Raw genomic sequence first — 16,958 nt, 5'->3', positions numbered from 1 at the left:
GTCGGGCGACCGTCATCCTGCAACCAGGAAACAGCCGCTAAGCGGCGCAACTGCATCCGGTTTTATCTATGAAAGGGACAATAGAGGATAAGGCGAAAGGGAAAAAATACTGTTTCGAGATAATTTATACTCTCGGGTTATATTATTCGCTGTTTAACAGCATTTTTGAATCTAAGATGAGCGACAGATTTACCGCCTGCCGCCCTCGTCGTCATTTACCGGGAATTACTGTTCTTCATCCAGTTGCAGTGCGACATACAGCAACAGCCGATCGTCAAAATTGCCCAGATCCAGTCCGGTGAGTTCGGAGATGCGGTTTAGCCGGTACTCCAGCGTATTGCGATGCACAAATAACGCCTTGGCGGTCGCCCCCGGCTGCACATTGTTGCGAAACCAGGCGTTAAGCGTGCGACGCAGCAAACCGTTGCTGTCCATCGCCTTCAGCCTGGCTAATGGGCGCACCAGTTCGTTGGCCTGCCAGCCCCCACGCAGGCTATCAAGCAGTACCGGCAACATGAGATCCTGATAGAAATAGCTGCGCTGAGCCGGCATACGTTGTTTGCCGACACTCATGGTGGTTCGGGCGGTACGGTAGGAACGTGCGATACTGCCGGGGCCGGTAAAATAGTTGCCTAACGCTATTCTCACCCGCAACCGACTGCTTTCCTCCATACGCGACAACAGTGTGTCGACGCGGCGACGGTGATCCTCGGCATCCCAGCGGTTATGGTTGTTGAGCGCCGGCTTCAGCACTACCATCTCCGTCAGCGAGACAATCGCAATCAAATTGTTGCGCTCCGGCGTCGTCAGCAACGTCTGCAATTGCTGTAACTCCGCCATAGCGCTATCCACCCCTAATTGACCGCTATCCACCTCTACCACGGCCGCAACACGCGGTTGGTTAAGATCGATCCCCAAACGCTGAGCCCACTCCATCAGTGCCGGCGACAGCTCATCCGTGCGAATCAGGTTCAACACCAACTCTTCCCGTAAACGGCTATCCTGCGCCAGCATATGCAGCAATCGCGCCTGTTCCAGCATCATCTCAGCCGTCATGCACACCAATTCACCGTACTGGCGCAACTGGCCGGGGTTGCCGGTCAAACCAATTACGCCGACGATTTCGCCGTCGATTTTCAATGGCAGGTTGATGCCGGGCCGAACGCCATGCAGATGGCGCGCTACCGCGTCATCAATATCCACTACCCGTCCCTGCGACAGCACCAATAGCGCGCCTTCATGCAATTCACCAATGCGCTCCCGGTCGCCGCTGCCGATAATACGTCCACGTGCATCCATCACATTGATATTGCTATCAATAATTTGCATTGTGCGAGCAACGATTTCCTGTGCCAGTTTGTTATTCAGGTGGTATGACGCCATATCAACCTCAGGGGATAGAGACAACCGCACCAGCATAGCGCCGGATATTGCGCCAGACATTGTGCAAATGGACAAAAACCGGGAAATCTCACAGGAACTGTGGTTGAACTCACAAAACGGGCGGGAAACAGCATGGCCGGTGCCGAAGCATCCGGCCATATTGACAATCAGGTTATTGAATCAGCAGATAAAGATCACTGTTGCCGCGTCGAATACTCAGCGCCAGTACCGGCGGCTTGCTGTCGATAATCTTGCGTAGCTCGCCAATATTTTCTACCGGCTGTTGGTTCACCCCCAGGATGACATCATCAGGCTTAAGGCCGATTTTCGCCGCCGCAGAATCCGGTTTCACCTTATCCACTTTAACGCCCTTCTGGCCGTCTACCTGGGTGTTACTCAACTCAGCGCCTTCAATCGCCGAATTCAGGTTACCGGATTCCACCTGCGACTGCGCACTCTGCTGCAATGTGACGTCTACCGTCGCGGGTTTCCCGTCGCGAATCAGCCCCAGCGTCAGTTTGCTGCCGACCGGCAACGAACCAATCTGAGCACGCAACGCCGAGAAACTGCCGATGGCTTTACCGTTCATCGATACCACCACATCCCCTGCCTTGATACCGGCTTTGGCGGCGGCGGAATTCGGCTGTACCTGGCTGACGAACGCCCCACGCTGGGCATCGACTTTCATCGCCTTGGCAATATCGGAATTCAGCTCCGTCCCCATGATCCCCAACTCGCCGCGTTTCACTTCGCCGTATTCGACGATTTGGTTAATCAGGTTCTTCACAATATTGCTGGGGATGGCAAAACCGATACCGATATTACCGCCGCCCGGCGCCAGAATAGCCGTGTTCAGGCCAATCAGTTCACCATTCAGGTTGACCAGCGCACCGCCGGAGTTACCCCGGTTGATTGCGGCATCGGTTTGGATAAAATCTTCATAGTTTTCAATATTTAGACCACTGCGCCCTAACGCCGAGATGATCCCTGATGTGGCGGTTTCGCCCAAACCGTAAGGGTTGCCGATCGCCACCGCATAATCCCCCACGCGCAGTTGATCGGAATCCGCCATCTTAATCTCGGTCAGATTACGGAAATCCTTCAATTGAATCAGCGCCACATCCGATCGCGGGTCTTTACCAATCACTTTCGCATCATATTTACGCCCATCATTGAGGCGAATCTGAATTTTATCGGCATTGTCCACCACGTGGTTGTTGGTCACCACATAGCCTTTCGCGGCATTGATGATAACCCCGGCACCCAACGCCTGAAATGCCTGCGGCGGCGCACCTTCCTCACCACCGTCCTCGTCGTCATCTTCGCCCTGGCACATCGGCGATGACCGGAAAGGCGATCCTTCCTGACAGAAGGGCGAATTGTCGCCGAAGAAGGGCTGCATTTGTGGCGGCACGCTGGCCCCCTGACTGGCGGCGGTATGCCCCTCTACCGAAATATTCACCACCGACGGCATGACTTTCTCCAGCATGGGCGCCAGGCTTGGCAACTGAGCGCCGGACGACGATACCGATTCTGCCGCGCTGGCAGTGGCCGGCAATGCCCCCACCGCTATCGCCAGACTCAGCGCCAGCGCGCTCAACATCAATGATTTTTGTTTCATAGCGATATGTCTCACCATTCAGTCAACGAGCGAACTCCGACAGCCCTCTCAGCCGTCAAGGAAGCGTGAACTCACTATGCGCGGCAGCGCTCATTCAATGCAATATGGTGAAGGGTAAGGAAATATTGTCCGTATTTACAAAACTCCGCCCTTCATCTCCCCCGTCAGTCCACCGCCATTAAGCGACGATATTCATCGTAAGCGTACAAATCGGTCATACCGCTGATGTAGTCGAGAATCAGTCGGGCACGGTAGTAATACTCCCATACCTCTTGTTCTTTATCGGATAATGCGGCCAGAGAACGGGTTGCTTCGCGGTAGGCATGGCAATGCTTGCTGGAAAGTTTGTGGTACAGCCGGGTTTCGATGGGATAGCGTTTGTGAGTATCGTCGGTCACTAACCGGCAGAAATCACGGTACGGCATATTCAGCAACGGGCTATAGATTTCCAGCAGGCCGCTGATAATACGATCGCCCTGTAGCTCAAGCTGTTCGACCTCATGATGATTAAACACGAACTTTCTGGCGACATCTTTAAAGATCTTTAATAATCGCCCGTAGTCGTCTTTGTCCTCCTCCAGCAGCGAATGGTTGAAACTACCGTCATAAATCGCCGGCAGATTCTCAATAAAACGCCGCGTCGCATAGCGCACCATGGTATTAACGGTATTGACCCGCAGTTTCATAAAAAACTGATCGCTTTCACTGCGCCCCGGCAGATGCTGCCGTTCTTCATAAGCCAAATCGACGGTACGGTTAAACACATCCTTTTCCGCCCGTTCTCCCCAGGCCTCTTCCAGACGTTCGTAAAGCTGCTGATAGGTGATGATTTTCTTTTCTACCGCATCTTCCAGATCGGCAATGCAATAAGAAATATCATCCGCCGCCTCCATGATGTACGTCAGCGGGTGACGGTGAAATTCCGCCATGTTCAGCTCGCTGCGTAACTGCTGCACAAAGGGCTCTTCCGACAGATAAAAGCCGACTTTTTTCATCAGATAACTGTATGCAGACGGGACAGGCTGCGCCCAGTAAGCCGGTTTAGTGTATTTCAGTATGCAACCGATCTGGGCATAGGTCAGATTGAGTTTCAACAGCGAATGCACCAGCCGAATCGCCTGGGCATTGCCTTCGAAATTGCTCAGATCATGGCGGATGCGGCCACGCAATGCGTTCAACTCCACACTCTCTTTCTCGTCGAGTTTCAGGCACGGCACCTGACAGGGGTCAGGCTGGGAGTCGTGCGGCGTCTCTTCCGGCAACAATCGCTGGCTGAACCAGTTATTGATCGCCGCTTCGCCAAAATGCCCGAACGGCGGGTTACCGATGTCATGCATCAGGCACGCCATTTCCACCAGACTTTCAAACGGCGTTTCCAGCGGCTCCAGCCCCAACGCCTCCAATTGCCCGTTTTTACGCAGCTGTCGGAAAATTTCCTTGGCGATATAGCGCCCGACCTGCTGCACTTCCATGGAATGCGTCAGGCGGGAGCGCACGGCGGCGTTGCGTTCCAGCGGGAAGACCTGAGTTTTTTGTTGTAAGCGGCGAATAGCGGCAGAGTTGATGATCCTCCCCCTGTCGCTTTCAAACTCCTGCACAATGGCATATTCATCCTTTTTATCTTTTTTCCTGCCAAAACGTCGCTGGAAACTGAGTTTGGTTGAAAAGTCGATAGCAGACATACTGTTCTCCATGTAATGCCCTGTTCAGGGCGAGCCTGCAGGCGAATAACGGGTGACCGACGGGCATCGGCGCGGATGGCGCATGACATGACTTCCGTCATAGCACGTCGCCTCAGTCATAGCACGTCCCCGGCGGGTGTACAATCGCGGCACCTTTCAAGCCGTGATAGACTAAACTTTTGTGACTTTTGACGAATCGGTGGGGAATCCTATGAAAGTTGGCATTATTGGCGCAATGGAACAAGAAGTGACGCTGTTGAGAGAACAGATCCAGAACCGCCAGACCTTCCAGCGCGCAGGCTGCGAGATTTACAGCGGCCAGTTGCACGGCGTGGAGATTGCACTGCTGAAATCCGGCATCGGCAAAGTATCAGCCGCACTGGGCACTACGCTGCTGCTGGAACACTGCCGTCCGGACGTGGTCATCAACACCGGCTCCGCAGGCGGTCTGGCGTCGTCACTCAAGGTCGGCGATATCGTGGTGTCCGACGACGTGCGCTATCACGACGCCGATGTCACCGCGTTCGGTTACGAACCTGGCCAGATGGCGGGTTGCCCGGCTGCGTTTAGCGCCGATGAAAAACTGATCGCGCTGGCGCAGGACGCCATCGGCCGGTTGCAGTTGAACGCCGTACGCGGGTTGGTGGTCAGCGGCGATGCCTTTATCAACGGCAAAGCGCCGCTGGAGCGAATCCGTCAGACTTTCCCACACGCTATCGCCGTAGAAATGGAAGCCACCGCCATCGGTCACGTTTGTCACCAGTTTGGCGTGCCGTTTGTGGTGGTTCGCGCCATCTCCGATGTGGCGGATCAGGAATCGCACCTCAGTTTCGACGAGTTTCTGGTCACCGCCGCCAAGCAGTCCAGCCGAATGGTGGAAGCCATGCTGCAATCCCTGGCGAAAAACCGCTAAACCGTGCAACCGGGGCGCACAACCCCGGTTTTTTCTCTCGAGATTCACGCCGTGAAATCCTTTTACTTCCGTCTGTGGTGGTTACCGATACTGCTAGGTTTGCCTTTCTGTCGGGCAGAACCGGTTGCGCAGCGCGTCGTCAGTCTGGCGCCACATGCGACCGAAATGGCGTTTGCCGCCGGGTTGGGCGAGCGGCTGGTTGGCGTCAGCGCCTGGTCAAATTATCCGCCGGAGGCCGAACGTATCGAGCAAGTCGCCAACTGGCAGGGCATCAATCTGGAACGTATTCTGGCGTTAAAGCCGGATTTGGTGCTGGCATGGCGTGAAAGCAACGCACAGCGGCCGCTGGATCAGTTGGCGTCATTCGGCATCCACATTCTGTATCTCGACCCCGTCACGCTCGACGACATTCCGCGTCAACTGGACAGGCTGGCGCAATACAGCCCGCATCCGGAACAAGCGCACGAAGCCGCGCAACGCTTTCGTCAGCAGCAACAAACGCTGATGCAGCAGTACGGCCATAACGCGCCCGTTCGGGTATTTTTGCAATTCGGCAGCCAGCCGCTGTTTACGTCATCACAGGCGACGCTGCAAAGCCAGGTGATAAGCCTATGCGGCGGCGGCAATATCTTTAGCGACAGCCCGGTGCCCTGGCCGCAGGTAAGCCGTGAGCAGGTGATTCGGCGTCAGCCGCAAATCATCGTCATCAGCGGACAGCCCGGCGCGGTGGAACAGGTCAAGGCATTTTGGCGGCCGCAATTGACCGCCGACGTGATAGCCGTGAACGAAGATTGGTTTAGCCGGACCGGCCCACGACTAATGCTGGCGGCGGAACAGTTATGTCGGCAACTCGCCGCGTGGCGAGGCTGACGCGCAGTCAGTACACAGAGTCGGTACACAGAATCAGTACACAGATATAAAAAAACCCGTGTACCAGTCGGCCACGAGTTTTTCTGATATCCCCTTCATACTTCACGTCGCAGGTGCGTTGGCTGCGTGACTCGAATTATTTTGGGTATATACAAAGTATCGTCAGATGCTGAAAGAGGAACCGCAGCCGCAAGTGGTTTTCGCGTTCGGGTTGGTCACCACAAAACGGGAGCCTTCCAGCCCTTCGGTGTAATCCACCGAACCGCCGATCAGGTACTGCAAACTCATCGGATCGACCACCAGAGATACCCCTTGTTTTTCAATGGTCATATCACCGTCGTTAACCTTATCGTCGAAGGTGAAACCGTACTGGAAGCCGCTGCAACCGCCGCCAGTAATGTAAACCCGAAGTTTCAGTTCCGGATTCTCTTCATCGGCAATCAGGAGTTTCACCTTACTCGCTGCCGCATCGGTAAACTGCAGGGGCAGTGCTACATCATCGCTCATTTTTTACTCCCAATCTCATATCGGGCGGTACTCAACAGCCCTGGTTATCGTTTTATTATCCAACAGCCCCCGACAACGTTCAAGATTTGATACCAACGATCGACGTGACGGCTGACGTCTTCTGCTGAACCTGACGTTCCAGCGTGCAGGCCAAAACACCGGAGTCAAGCGAAGGAAGAGCGGCCGACTTGCCCAGCCGGCACCCAGATGAGAGCAAGCTAAAGTGTGCCCGGCGATTTCACAACGCGAAACAGATGATTAGAATGGACGCCACTCGCTATGCAAATCCAATCAGGAAGCCGCAATGAATAAATCTGAAAGTCTGTATGCCGCCGCCCGTCAATTGATTCCAGGAGGCGTCAATTCGCCGGTACGTGCCTTTAACGGCGTCGGCGGCGTGCCGCTGTTTATCGAGCGGGCGGAAGGCGCCAGACTCTACGACGCGGATGGCAAATCGTATATCGATTATGTCGGGTCCTGGGGCCCCATGATTCTGGGTCACAACCATCCGGCCATTCGTCAGGCGGTGATTGACGCCGCCGAGCGCGGCCTGAGTTTTGGCGCGCCGACCGAAATGGAAGTGAAAATGGCGCAGTTGGTCACCTCGCTGGTGCCGGGCATGGAGATGGTGCGTATGGTGAACTCCGGCACCGAAGCCACCATGAGCGCCATTCGTCTGGCGCGCGGTTTCACCGGCCGCGACAAAATCATCAAATTCGAAGGCTGCTACCACGGCCACGCCGACTGCCTGCTGGTGAAAGCGGGTTCCGGCGCGCTGACGCTGGGTCAGCCCAATTCGCCCGGCGTACCGGCTGATTTCGCCCGCCATACCCTGACCTGCACCTATAACGACCTTGACTCGGTGCGCGCAGCGTTCGAGCAGTATCCGCAAGCGATCGCCGCGATTATCGTCGAACCGGTGGCCGGCAACATGAACTGTATTCCGCCGCTGCCGGCGTTCCTGCCGGGGCTGCGCGCGTTGTGCGACGAATTCGGCGCACTGCTGATCATCGATGAAGTGATGACCGGCTTTCGCGTAGCGCTGGGCGGCGCGCAGGCGCACTACGGCGTGCGCCCGGATCTCACCTGCCTCGGCAAGATTATCGGCGGCGGTATGCCGGTAGGCGCTTTCGGCGGGCGTCGTGACGTAATGGAAGCACTGGCGCCGACCGGGCCGGTGTATCAGGCCGGCACGCTATCCGGCAACCCGATTGCTATGGCGGCGGGTTTCGCCTGCCTGAGCGAAGTCGCCAAACCGGGCGTCCACCAAAAGCTCACCGAACTGACCACGCAACTGGCGGAAGGCTTGCTGGCGGCAGCGAAAGCCCAGCAGATCCCGCTGGTGGTGAACCATGTCGGTGCCATGTTCGGGATTTTCTTTACCGATGCCGCTCAGGTGACCTGCTATCAGGATGCGCTGAAGTGTGACGTGGAACGGTTTAAACGCTTCTTCCACCTGATGTTGGACGAAGGCATCTATCTGGCGCCGTCGGCGTTCGAAGCGGGCTTTATGTCGCTGGCGCACAGTCAGCAGGATATTGAATATACCGTTGACGCGGCTCGCCGCTGCTTTGCCAAACTGTAAGCAAGCAGACGCCATGCTGACGGGCCAAATCCCAGCGGGGTGGTGTCTTTTTCTGCTCTGGTGGCGTTTTTGCAACGGCACGTGAGTGCATGAAAAAACCCGCAGAGGCACCGACCAAAAAACACGCCCGGCAAGCCGGGCGTGTTATTACCTTATCTGCATCTGCTGCGGGTCGTTACTGCCCGAACATCTGCTTGATCCAGTCAGGCACGCTGCCGCCTTCCTGCTGATTTTGTTGTGGCTGACCATTCGGCGAATTCGTCGGCTGTTGCACCGCTTGCTGGCTGGCCTGGCACAACGCCTGCGGGTTATCGCTCCACACCGGCAATGCCCGGCCGGCGCTGCCGTTACAGATAACGTTGCCGCTGCCATCCACCGACATGGTGGTAATGCCTTCCGGCGGCGTCAGCACCAGCGGCAACGGCGTCTGATTTTCCAGATAGCGACGATAGATAGTCAGCGCGCCGTTGGCGCCGGTCAGTTTCGCCGGGCCATTGTTGTCACGGCCAACCCAGGTGATCACCACTTCTTTGCCGTCTACGCCGGCAAACCAGCTGTCGCGCAGGTCGTTGGTGGTCCCGGTTTTCCCCGCCAGGTGGTAATTGCCGAATTTCACCGTCAGCGAACGTGAGGTGCCCCGCTCTACCACCTGTTGCATACCATACAACGTCAGGTAAGCAGCCTGTGACGGCACCGCCCGTTCAGCTTGCGGGAAGCTCTGATACAGCACCTTACCGTCTTCAGCAATCACCGAGCGCAGGGCAGAAAGCGTCGCACGACTGCCGCCACTGGCGATAGTTTGGTATTCCTGCGCCACTTCCATCGGCGTCAGGCTGACGGCGCCGAGCAACATCGCCGGCACCGCCTGAATCTGGTTTTGCGGGATCCCCAGCTTCTGCAACGTATCGCTGACCTGATCCAGCCCGACCGCCATCCCCAGATTTACCGTCGGTACGTTGAGCGAATTCGCCAGCGCGTCCACCAGCATCACCCGGCCACGGAACTCACGATCGTAGTTTTTCGGCTCCCAAACCGTACCGTTCGGCTGCTTGAGCGAAATCGGCTCATCCACCAAAATGGTGTTGAGGCGATAACGATCCGGCATACTGAGCGCGGTCAGATACGTCGGCGGTTTCGCCAGCGAACCGACCGAACGGCGCGCCTGCATCGCACGGTTAAAACCGGCAAATTGCGCATCGGAACCCCCCACCATCGCCCGAATCTCGCCGCTGAAGCGATCGACGATCACCATCGCCGATTCCAGATCCTTGACCCCGCGCGCCGCGCGCAGCGCCGGAATGCCGTCTTCCACCGCTTTTTCCGCTGCATCCTGCGATACCGGATCCAGCGTGGTGAAAATCTTCACCCCGGACAGATCGTTGGCTTTGTCGCCCAGCCGCTGCTGCAACTCCTGGCGCACCATCTGCATGAACGCCGGCTGCGGGCTAATCGCCCCGCCTTTCGGCTGGACCCCCAACGGGCGGGCACTCAACATGTTGTAAAGATCTTCGTCGATGACCTGCTGGTTTTGCAGCAGCTTCAACACCAGATTACGGCGTTCCAGCGTTACCTGCGGGTTGCGCCACGGGTTATACAGCGACGCCCCTTTCACCATCCCCACCAGCATCGCCTGCTGATCAAGGCTCAGTTCGTTGACCGGCCGGCCGAAATAGTACAGGCTGGCCAGCGGAAAACCGCGGATCTGATCGTTGCCGCTCTGGCCGAGATACACCTCGTTCAGATACAGCTCCAGAATGCGATCCTTGCTGTAGCGGTAATCCATGATCAACGCCATGTAGGCTTCGTTGGCTTTACGCCACAACGAGCGTTCGTTGGTCAGAAACAGGTTTTTCACCAGCTGCTGGGTCAGCGTACTGCCGCCCTGCACCGCCCGGCCCGCCGTCAGGTTGGCGACCAACGCACGGCCGATAGAGTAGAAACTGATGCCGTCATGCTCATAGAAATGGCGGTCTTCGGTGGCGATCAGCGTTTGCACCAGCAGATCAGGGAAACCGGAACGCTGCACAAATAGCCGCTGCTCGCCGTTCGGTGACTGCAACATGGTGATCAGTTTCGGATCGAGCCGGAAGAAGCCGAAGTTGCGCTGATTGTCCATGTTCTGGATCTGCGACAACCGGTCGTTACTGAAGATCATCTTGGCGTGGATCTGGCCTTCCTTGCCGTCGGGGAAATCAAAAGGACGGCGCAGAATTTCAATGTTGTTGGCTTGCACCGTAAATTCGCCCGGCCGCGTAATACGGCTGACTTCACGGTATTGCATCCCTTCCAACAGGTTAGCCATCTCTTTTTTGCTGTAGGCCATACCCGGTTCGAGGTTGACCATGCGGCCATACACCGCCGCCGGCAACTGCCATACTTTACCGTCAATGCGACTGCGGATTTCTCCGTCGAGGTAAATGCCGTAAACCGACATCACCACCACAAAAATCAGGAACAGCCGGATAAGCCACCCCAGCCAGCGGCGCTTTTTACGCGGCCGCTTGCTCATGACCTCTTCCTCGTCATCCTCATCGTCGTCATAGTCGTTTTCGTACTCGTCTTCATAATCGTCGTCGTAGTCATCATCCCTGCGACGGCGCGTCGCTTGCCTGCGAGGGGGAGTGTGTCGTGACGCACTACGTTTGCGCCCGATAGGTTCGCGGTCATCCCGAGACATTACAGTGACATCTCCATCAGGTTACTGACGGCACCGGGTTACCCACCAAGGCCGTCTACTCTGTGTCTCCCACGCTGCGCAAGGAAGGGGGAAACATCTGAAATTATGTGTTCTGGTATTTTCTGGTGCGCCGGGTTGGCGCCGTATTCGCCGGATCGTCCGGCCAGACATGTTTGGGATAGCGCCCTTTCATTTCTTTCTGCACCTCCCGGTAAGCACCGTTCCAGAACGCCGCCAGATCGCGGGTGATCTGCAATGGTCGCATCGCGGGGGAGAGCAATTCAAGTACCAGCGCCACACGTCCTTCAGCCAGCAGCGGGCTGGCCTGCTCGCCGAACATTTCCTGCAACCGCACCGCCAGCACCGGCGGCTGCTCCGCCTCATAGCGGATCGGCAAACGGCTACCGCCCGGTGCGGTGTAATGGCTGGGCAAGGCGCTCTCCAGCCGCTGACGCTGCGGCCAGTCAAGCAACCGCCACAGCGCCTCGCTCAGGTTGACCTGATTAAGGGTACGACGATCCCGTACGCCGCCCAGCGACGGCAACAACCACAGTTCCAGCGACGCCAGCAGGGCGTCGTCGTCAACGGCCGGCCACGCGACCTCCGGCAGCCACTGCCGGGCGCACAGTAACCGCTGGCGCAGTTGCTGCGCCGGTTCGTCCCAGTTCAACACCGACAAACCTTGCTCCCGCAGCCAGTTGAGCATCGCCTGCTGCAACGCCTCATCCGACGGTTTGGCTAATGGCCGGGACGATAGCGTCAGGCTGCCAATCTGCGTTCTCAAACTGGCGCGCAGCGTACCTTTTTCTTCGTCCCAGTGCATCAGATTCTGTTCGGTTACCAGTTCCGGACGCTGCCGCGTCAGCCGGTCGATATCCACCGATTGTGCCAGTAATATACGTGCATCGGCACTGTAGGTATTTTGCATCAAAACCGGAGCCAGCAGCCATTCCGACGCCGACAACGCCTCTTCCGGCGGCAGGCCGGCGCCCGAACCATTCGCCAGTTGATAGCGCCCGTCCTGACCACGCCGCCGTGCAATGCGATCCGCAAATCCCATCGATAGCAACCAGCAAGCCAGACTTTCATTCACCGAACCCGACGCCTTGCCGGCGCGGCGCGCCAGCTGTTGCGCCCGGCGTTGCCAGTGGCCGGCGGGGCGATGCAGCGCGTCGGATAGATTCGGCGACCCGGCGCGCGGTGGTTCTTCAATAATGGCGGCCAGCAACGCCGCCGTCGCCAACGCATCCTCATCTTGCCCGGCGGCATACAACATCGCCGCCAGCCGCGGATCGCACCCCAACGCCGCCATTTTACGCCCATCCGACGTCAGCCGTTGCTGCGCATCGCACATACCCAGTTGCGTCAGCAAACGGTCCGCCGCCAACAACGCCGGTTGAGGCGGCTTGTCCAGCCAACAGAGCGACGCGACATCATGGCAGCCCCATTGCAGCAAATCCAGCCACAAGCCGGACAGGTCGCTGTGCAGGATTTCCGGTTCGCTTTGCGCCGCCGCACGCTCCGCTTGCTCGCGGCTGAACAGATGCCAGCACACGCCCGGCTCCAGCCGCCCGGCACGACCGGCACGCTGCACCATCGAGGCCTGGCTGATACGCTGGGTCGCCAGACGCGTCAACCCGGTTTTGACATCAAACAGCGCCACGCGCTCCAGACCGCCGTCCACCACCACCCGAATCCCCTCAATGGTCAGGCTGGTTTCGGCAATGTTGGTCGCCAACACCACTTTACGCCGTCCGGCGGCGGCGGGAAGAATCGCTTTTTGCTGCTCCGCCAGCGTCAACGCGCCATACAGCGGGCACACATCTATCTGATTAACAACCACATCGACCTGATTAAAAGCCACATCGCCCGATACCGTGTTTTCCAGCAGCGTCTGCAATCGTTTGATTTCCGCCACGCCCGGCAAAAACACCAACAATGACCCCGACTCGTCCTGTAATAAACGGTAAATGAGCCTGGCCGCCGCTTCCTCGAGGCGATCCTGGGAACCCATGGGTTGATAATGTCGTTCCACCGGCCAGGAACGACCTTGCGACGACACGCTGAGCGATTGGGGTAATAAAGAAGTCAGGCGGGAATTATCCAGCGTGGCGGACATGATCAACAGTTTCAGGTCATCACGCAGCCCTTGCTGGACATCCAGCAGCAGCGCCAGCGCCAAATCGGCCTGCAAACTGCGCTCGTGAAATTCATCCAGAATCACCAGCGAGACGCCATCCAGCGCCGGGTCCTGTTGCACCATGAGGGTCAGAATGCCTTCCGTCACTACTTCCAGTCGGGTCTGGCTACTGACCCGGCTTTCCGAACGCATACGATAACCGATGGTCTGCCCCGGCGTTTCGCCCAGCCACTCCGCCAGCCGGAAGGCTACGTTTTTGGCCGCCAGCCGACGCGGCTCCAGCATAATAATGCGGCCGGGCACCACGCCGCGCTGCAACAGTTGTAACGGCAACCAGGTGGATTTCCCTGCGCCGGTCGGGGCATGTAGCAACACCTGCGGCGCGGTATGCAACGCCTGAATAACGTCATCCACAACGGCGCTGACGGGAGGTAGATTCACATAAAACTCCGTGATCATGCGGCTAAATTCACTGGCGCAACAATCATTTATTATTTGAAAAAAATCGCCCGCCGACAATAACGCTCAAAAAAACGCTTAATAATAAAGAAAGGGGAAACACCGCCCCACCGCTGATGCGGAACGTCGCCTTAACTTTATTCGCCGGGCATTGTAGCATCGGAACCCCGCAGAACGGAGAGATTGCCATGACCCCGACCCGCCGCCTGTTTTTCGCCCTGTCGCTGCCCGATGATATCGGCCGGCAGATAGTACACTGGCGCGCCGCGCAATTCTCCCCGGAAGCCGGGCGCCCGGTCGCGGCGGCCAACCTGCATTTGACGCTGGCTTTCCTCGGCGAGATCAGTGATGCCAAAATGCAGGCGTTAACCGCGCTGGCCGGGCGTATCCGTCAGTCGGCGTTCACCCTGAATCTGAACGATGCCGGCCACTGGCCGCGCCCCGGCGTGGTATGGCTCGGTTGCCGCCAGGCGCCGCGCGGCTTATTGCAACTGGCTGATATGCTGCGTTCGCAGGCGGCGCGCAACGGTTGCTACCAACCGCCTCAGCCTTTCCACCCGCACATCACGCTACTGCGCGGCGCTACCCGCCCGCTGCCGCTGCCCGCCGCCACGTTCAACTGGACGGTGAGCGTCGAGCAATTTTTTCTGTATGAATCGCGCACCGAAGCAGGCCGAACCCATTATCAGCCTATCGCCCACTGGCCGTTGCCGACACTCTGAGAGACAGCATTCATGCAATTTTCCCCGCGCCTGCGACCCGCCACGCTACTCAAACGTTACAAACGATTTCTGGCGGACGTCGTCACCCCTGACGGCCAGCCTCTGACGCTGCATTGCCCCAATACCGGCGCCATGACCGGCTGCGGCTCACCTGGCGATACCGTCTGGTACTCCACGTCGGATAACCCGAAACGCAAGTATCCTCACACCTGGGAACTGACGCAGACGCCACAAGGCCACTGGATTGGCGTCAATACCTTGCGCGCCAATCAACTGGTGCTTGAGGCGCTGCACGCAGGACGACTGAACGATTTATCAGGTTACACCACCCTCCGCACCGAAGTGCGCTATGGTTCGGAAAACAGCAGGATAGATCTGTTATTACAGGCAGACGGACGCGCCGACTGCTATATTGAAGTTAAATCAGTCACATTGTTGCAACATGGATGTGGTTACTTTCCCGATGCGGTGACGCTCAGGGGACAGAAGCATTTGCGGGAACTGCAACAGATGGCGGCACAGGGTTGTCGCGCCGTATTGTGTTTCGCCGTGCTGCATTCCGGCATCCGTCAGATTTCAGCGGCGCAACACATTGACCGACATTACGCCGAATTATTACAACTCTGCCGGCAGCAAGGGGTTGAAATTCTGTGTTACGGTGCCCATATCTGTCCGGATAGCATGACGCTAGAAGAACCGTTACCGTTCAATAACGTGACGACAGCGAGCTAATTCTGCCACGCGTTATGTATTATCTGATGGGATTATGCCGTTCCTCACACTTTGTCAGGCCAGTGTCGGGAACCATTGCCAACCTAACCACCATCTGTTATTTATAGCGGCCTGTTTTTCCCCCCTCGGGGGTCGATACTGCGTGTCGTGTTATGTAGGAGAAGCAACATGCAAGAAGGGCAAAACCGTAAGACATCCTCTCTGAGCATTCTCGCAATTGCCGGAGTGGAGCCGTACCAGGAGAAGCCGGGCGAAGAATACATGAACGACGCTCAGCTGGCTCACTTCAGGCGTATTCTTGAAGCATGGCGCAATCAACTCAGGGATGAAGTCGATAGAACCGTATCGCACATGCAGGATGAAGCGGCCAACTTTCCCGACCCGGTAGACCGTGCCGCTCAGGAAGAAGAGTTTAGCCTTGAACTGCGCAACCGTGATCGCGAACGCAAGCTGATCAAGAAAATCGCCAAAACACTGCAGAAAATCGAAGACGAGGACTTTGGCTATTGTGAGTCCTGCGGCGTGGAAATCGGCATCCGTCGACTGGAAGCACGCCCCACCGCCGATCTGTGCATTGACTGCAAAACACTGGCCGAAATCCGCGAAAAGCAGATGGCCGGGTGATATCATCCGGCGGGAAAGCGCACCGCCCTACCGCCGGATCTTTACCTATTATGACGCGTCATTATTAATGCTAACCGGCACGATACCGCCGTATGTCTGAATCACGCCCTTATATCGGCCGTTTTGCGCCATCCCCTTCCGGTGATCTCCATTTTGGTTCTTTGATAGCGGCATTGGGCAGTTATCTGCAAGCCCGTTCCCGTCATGGGCGTTGGCTGGTACGCATCGAGGATATCGACCCACCGCGCGAAGTGCCCGGCGCCGCCTCCCGTATTCTGCGTCAACTGGAACAGTATGGGCTGTTCTGGGACGGCGACGTAGCGTATCAATCACGCCGCCACGATCTGTACCTCTCGGTACTGGATGAATTGCAGCGTCAGGGGAAATGTTATTACTGCACCTGTACCCGCCAGCGCATTCAGCAAATTGGTGGGCACTACGACGGACACTGCCGCGATCGCGGCTTGCCGCCGGGCAATGCGGCACTGCGCCTACGCCAGACTCACCCCGTCGTACACTTTCACGATCGCTTGCGTGGGCAGATCGATGCCGACCCGATGCTGGCGCGAGAAGACTTTATTATCCATCGCCGCGATGGATTGTTTGCCTACAATCTGGCGGTGGTGGTGGACGACCACGAACAAGGGGTGACCGACATCGTACGCGGCGCGGATTTAATCGAACCCACGGTGCGCCAGCTATCCCTATACCAACAACTGAATTATCCTGCGCCAACCTATATGCATCTGCCGTTGGCGCTCAACACCGACGGCAATAAACTATCGAAGCAGAATCATGCGCCGGCGTTGCCTGAGGGCGATCCACGAGCGGTTCTGGCGCTGGCGCTGACGTTTTTACGCCAGCCCCTGCCGGCGCACTGGCGGGACCTCGATCGGGACGCGTTGCTCGCGTGGGCGGTAGCGCACTGGTCGCTGTCCGCAGTTCCCGTCGAGGCAGCCCTTACATCGCCGGAAATAACATCAGCATTCTCAAAGGGCTGAGGGTGAGCTATGATTAGCCGCTATTTTTTGTCGTATCGCTAA

13 protein-coding genes are annotated in these 16,958 nt (G+C 57.4%); 7 read left to right on the top strand and 6 right to left on the bottom strand.

What is annotated here, in order from left to right; all coding sequences use genetic code 11:
• Positions 1 to 225: 225 nt before the first annotated feature.
• The 3 genes from FDP13_RS07235 to dgt all read right to left on the bottom strand — a co-directional run bounded on the left by FDP13_RS07235 (position 226) and on the right by dgt (position 4,686).
• Positions 226 to 1,383, bottom strand: coding sequence for a CdaR family transcriptional regulator (locus FDP13_RS07235; protein ID WP_012768793.1), 1,158 nt, complete (start codon positions 1,381 to 1,383; stop codon positions 226 to 228).
• Between the two features lie 172 nt (positions 1,384 to 1,555).
• Positions 1,556 to 3,004, bottom strand: coding sequence for a serine endoprotease DegP (degP, locus tag FDP13_RS07230; protein ID WP_033576827.1), 1,449 nt, complete (start codon positions 3,002 to 3,004; stop codon positions 1,556 to 1,558).
• Positions 3,005 to 3,168: 164 nt separating this feature from the next.
• Positions 3,169 to 4,686, bottom strand: a complete 1,518-nt coding sequence (dgt, locus tag FDP13_RS07225) for a dGTPase (protein ID WP_143839114.1) — start codon at positions 4,684 to 4,686, stop codon at positions 3,169 to 3,171.
• Positions 4,687 to 4,897: 211 nt separating this feature from the next.
• On the opposite strand from dgt, the gene mtnN reads away from it, so the two are divergent.
• Together mtnN and btuF are read left to right on the top strand one after the other, a co-directional pair.
• Positions 4,898 to 5,599 carry a 5'-methylthioadenosine/S-adenosylhomocysteine nucleosidase gene (gene mtnN / locus FDP13_RS07220; protein WP_033576825.1) on the top strand — a complete coding sequence of 234 codons (702 nt, stop codon included), beginning with the start codon at positions 4,898 to 4,900 and terminating at the stop codon, positions 5,597 to 5,599.
• Positions 5,600 to 5,650: 51 nt separating this feature from the next.
• Complete coding sequence (gene btuF / locus FDP13_RS07215) at positions 5,651 to 6,469, top strand: vitamin B12 ABC transporter substrate-binding protein BtuF (RefSeq protein ID WP_143839113.1); 819 nt, start codon at positions 5,651 to 5,653, stop codon at positions 6,467 to 6,469.
• A 162-nt stretch (positions 6,470 to 6,631) separates the two neighbouring features.
• On the opposite strand, the gene erpA is transcribed toward btuF, so the two are convergent.
• Complete coding sequence (gene erpA, locus FDP13_RS07210) at positions 6,632 to 6,976, bottom strand: iron-sulfur cluster insertion protein ErpA (protein WP_012768788.1); 345 nt, start codon at positions 6,974 to 6,976, stop codon at positions 6,632 to 6,634.
• A gap of 304 nt (positions 6,977 to 7,280) precedes the next feature.
• On the opposite strand from erpA, the gene hemL reads away from it, so the two are divergent.
• On the top strand, positions 7,281 to 8,561 hold the full coding sequence (hemL, locus tag FDP13_RS07205) for a glutamate-1-semialdehyde 2,1-aminomutase (protein ID WP_143839112.1): 1,281 nt from the start codon (positions 7,281 to 7,283) through the stop codon (positions 8,559 to 8,561).
• A gap of 175 nt (positions 8,562 to 8,736) precedes the next feature.
• On the opposite strand, the gene mrcB is transcribed toward hemL, so the two are convergent.
• Positions 8,737 to 11,238, bottom strand: coding sequence for a bifunctional glycosyl transferase/transpeptidase (gene mrcB, locus FDP13_RS07200; protein WP_012768786.1), 2,502 nt, complete (start codon positions 11,236 to 11,238; stop codon positions 8,737 to 8,739).
• Positions 11,239 to 11,341: 103 nt separating this feature from the next.
• A complete protein-coding gene (hrpB, locus tag FDP13_RS07195; protein WP_370512552.1) occupies positions 11,342 to 13,837 on the bottom strand; it encodes an ATP-dependent helicase HrpB in 2,496 nt (831 codons plus the stop codon).
• A gap of 188 nt (positions 13,838 to 14,025) precedes the next feature.
• Between hrpB and thpR the strand changes: the two genes are divergently transcribed.
• From thpR to gluQRS, 4 genes are all read left to right on the top strand, one after another.
• A complete protein-coding gene (gene thpR / locus FDP13_RS07190) occupies positions 14,026 to 14,559 on the top strand; it encodes an RNA 2',3'-cyclic phosphodiesterase (RefSeq protein ID WP_143839110.1) in 534 nt (177 codons plus the stop codon).
• A 12-nt stretch (positions 14,560 to 14,571) separates the two neighbouring features.
• Positions 14,572 to 15,291, top strand: coding sequence for a DNA/RNA nuclease SfsA (gene sfsA, locus FDP13_RS07185; RefSeq protein WP_143839109.1), 720 nt, complete (start codon positions 14,572 to 14,574; stop codon positions 15,289 to 15,291).
• A 168-nt stretch (positions 15,292 to 15,459) separates the two neighbouring features.
• The gene (dksA, locus tag FDP13_RS07180) at positions 15,460 to 15,915 is read left to right on the top strand and encodes an RNA polymerase-binding protein DksA (protein ID WP_012768782.1); all 456 of its coding nucleotides are present in this window, start codon (positions 15,460 to 15,462) and stop codon (positions 15,913 to 15,915) included.
• Between the two features lie 92 nt (positions 15,916 to 16,007).
• Positions 16,008 to 16,916, top strand: a complete 909-nt coding sequence (gene gluQRS, locus FDP13_RS07175) for a tRNA glutamyl-Q(34) synthetase GluQRS (protein WP_012768781.1) — start codon at positions 16,008 to 16,010, stop codon at positions 16,914 to 16,916.
• Positions 16,917 to 16,958 lie beyond the last annotated feature (42 nt).

Origin of the sequence: Dickeya sp. ws52 (genome assembly GCF_007210685.1) — a bacterium.
Taxonomy (GTDB): domain Bacteria; phylum Pseudomonadota; class Gammaproteobacteria; order Enterobacterales; family Enterobacteriaceae; genus Dickeya; species Dickeya chrysanthemi.
Note: the sequence above shows the minus strand (reverse complement) of the source record. Positions and strands in the feature narration are given on the sequence as shown.

Excerpts from the sequence above, each read along its gene's own strand:
- hemL (WP_143839112.1), top strand. The coding sequence starts at position 7,281 with ATGAATAAATCTGAAAGTCTGTATGCCGCCGCCCGTCAATTGATTCCA.
- erpA (WP_012768788.1), bottom strand. The coding sequence starts at position 6,976 with ATGAGCGATGATGTAGCACTGCCCCTGCAGTTTACCGATGCGGCAGCG.
- FDP13_RS07235 (WP_012768793.1), bottom strand. The coding sequence starts at position 1,383 with ATGGCGTCATACCACCTGAATAACAAACTGGCACAGGAAATCGTTGCT.
- thpR (WP_143839110.1), top strand. The coding sequence starts at position 14,026 with ATGACCCCGACCCGCCGCCTGTTTTTCGCCCTGTCGCTGCCCGATGAT.
- hrpB (WP_370512552.1), bottom strand. The coding sequence starts at position 13,837 with ATGATCACGGAGTTTTATGTGAATCTACCTCCCGTCAGCGCCGTTGTG.
- sfsA (WP_143839109.1), top strand. The coding sequence starts at position 14,572 with ATGCAATTTTCCCCGCGCCTGCGACCCGCCACGCTACTCAAACGTTAC.
- mrcB (WP_012768786.1), bottom strand. The coding sequence starts at position 11,238 with ATGTCTCGGGATGACCGCGAACCTATCGGGCGCAAACGTAGTGCGTCA.
- dgt (WP_143839114.1), bottom strand. The coding sequence starts at position 4,686 with ATGTCTGCTATCGACTTTTCAACCAAACTCAGTTTCCAGCGACGTTTT.
- gluQRS (WP_012768781.1), top strand. The coding sequence starts at position 16,008 with ATGTCTGAATCACGCCCTTATATCGGCCGTTTTGCGCCATCCCCTTCC.
- dksA (WP_012768782.1), top strand. The coding sequence starts at position 15,460 with ATGCAAGAAGGGCAAAACCGTAAGACATCCTCTCTGAGCATTCTCGCA.
- mtnN (WP_033576825.1), top strand. The coding sequence starts at position 4,898 with ATGAAAGTTGGCATTATTGGCGCAATGGAACAAGAAGTGACGCTGTTG.
- degP (WP_033576827.1), bottom strand. The coding sequence starts at position 3,004 with ATGAAACAAAAATCATTGATGTTGAGCGCGCTGGCGCTGAGTCTGGCG.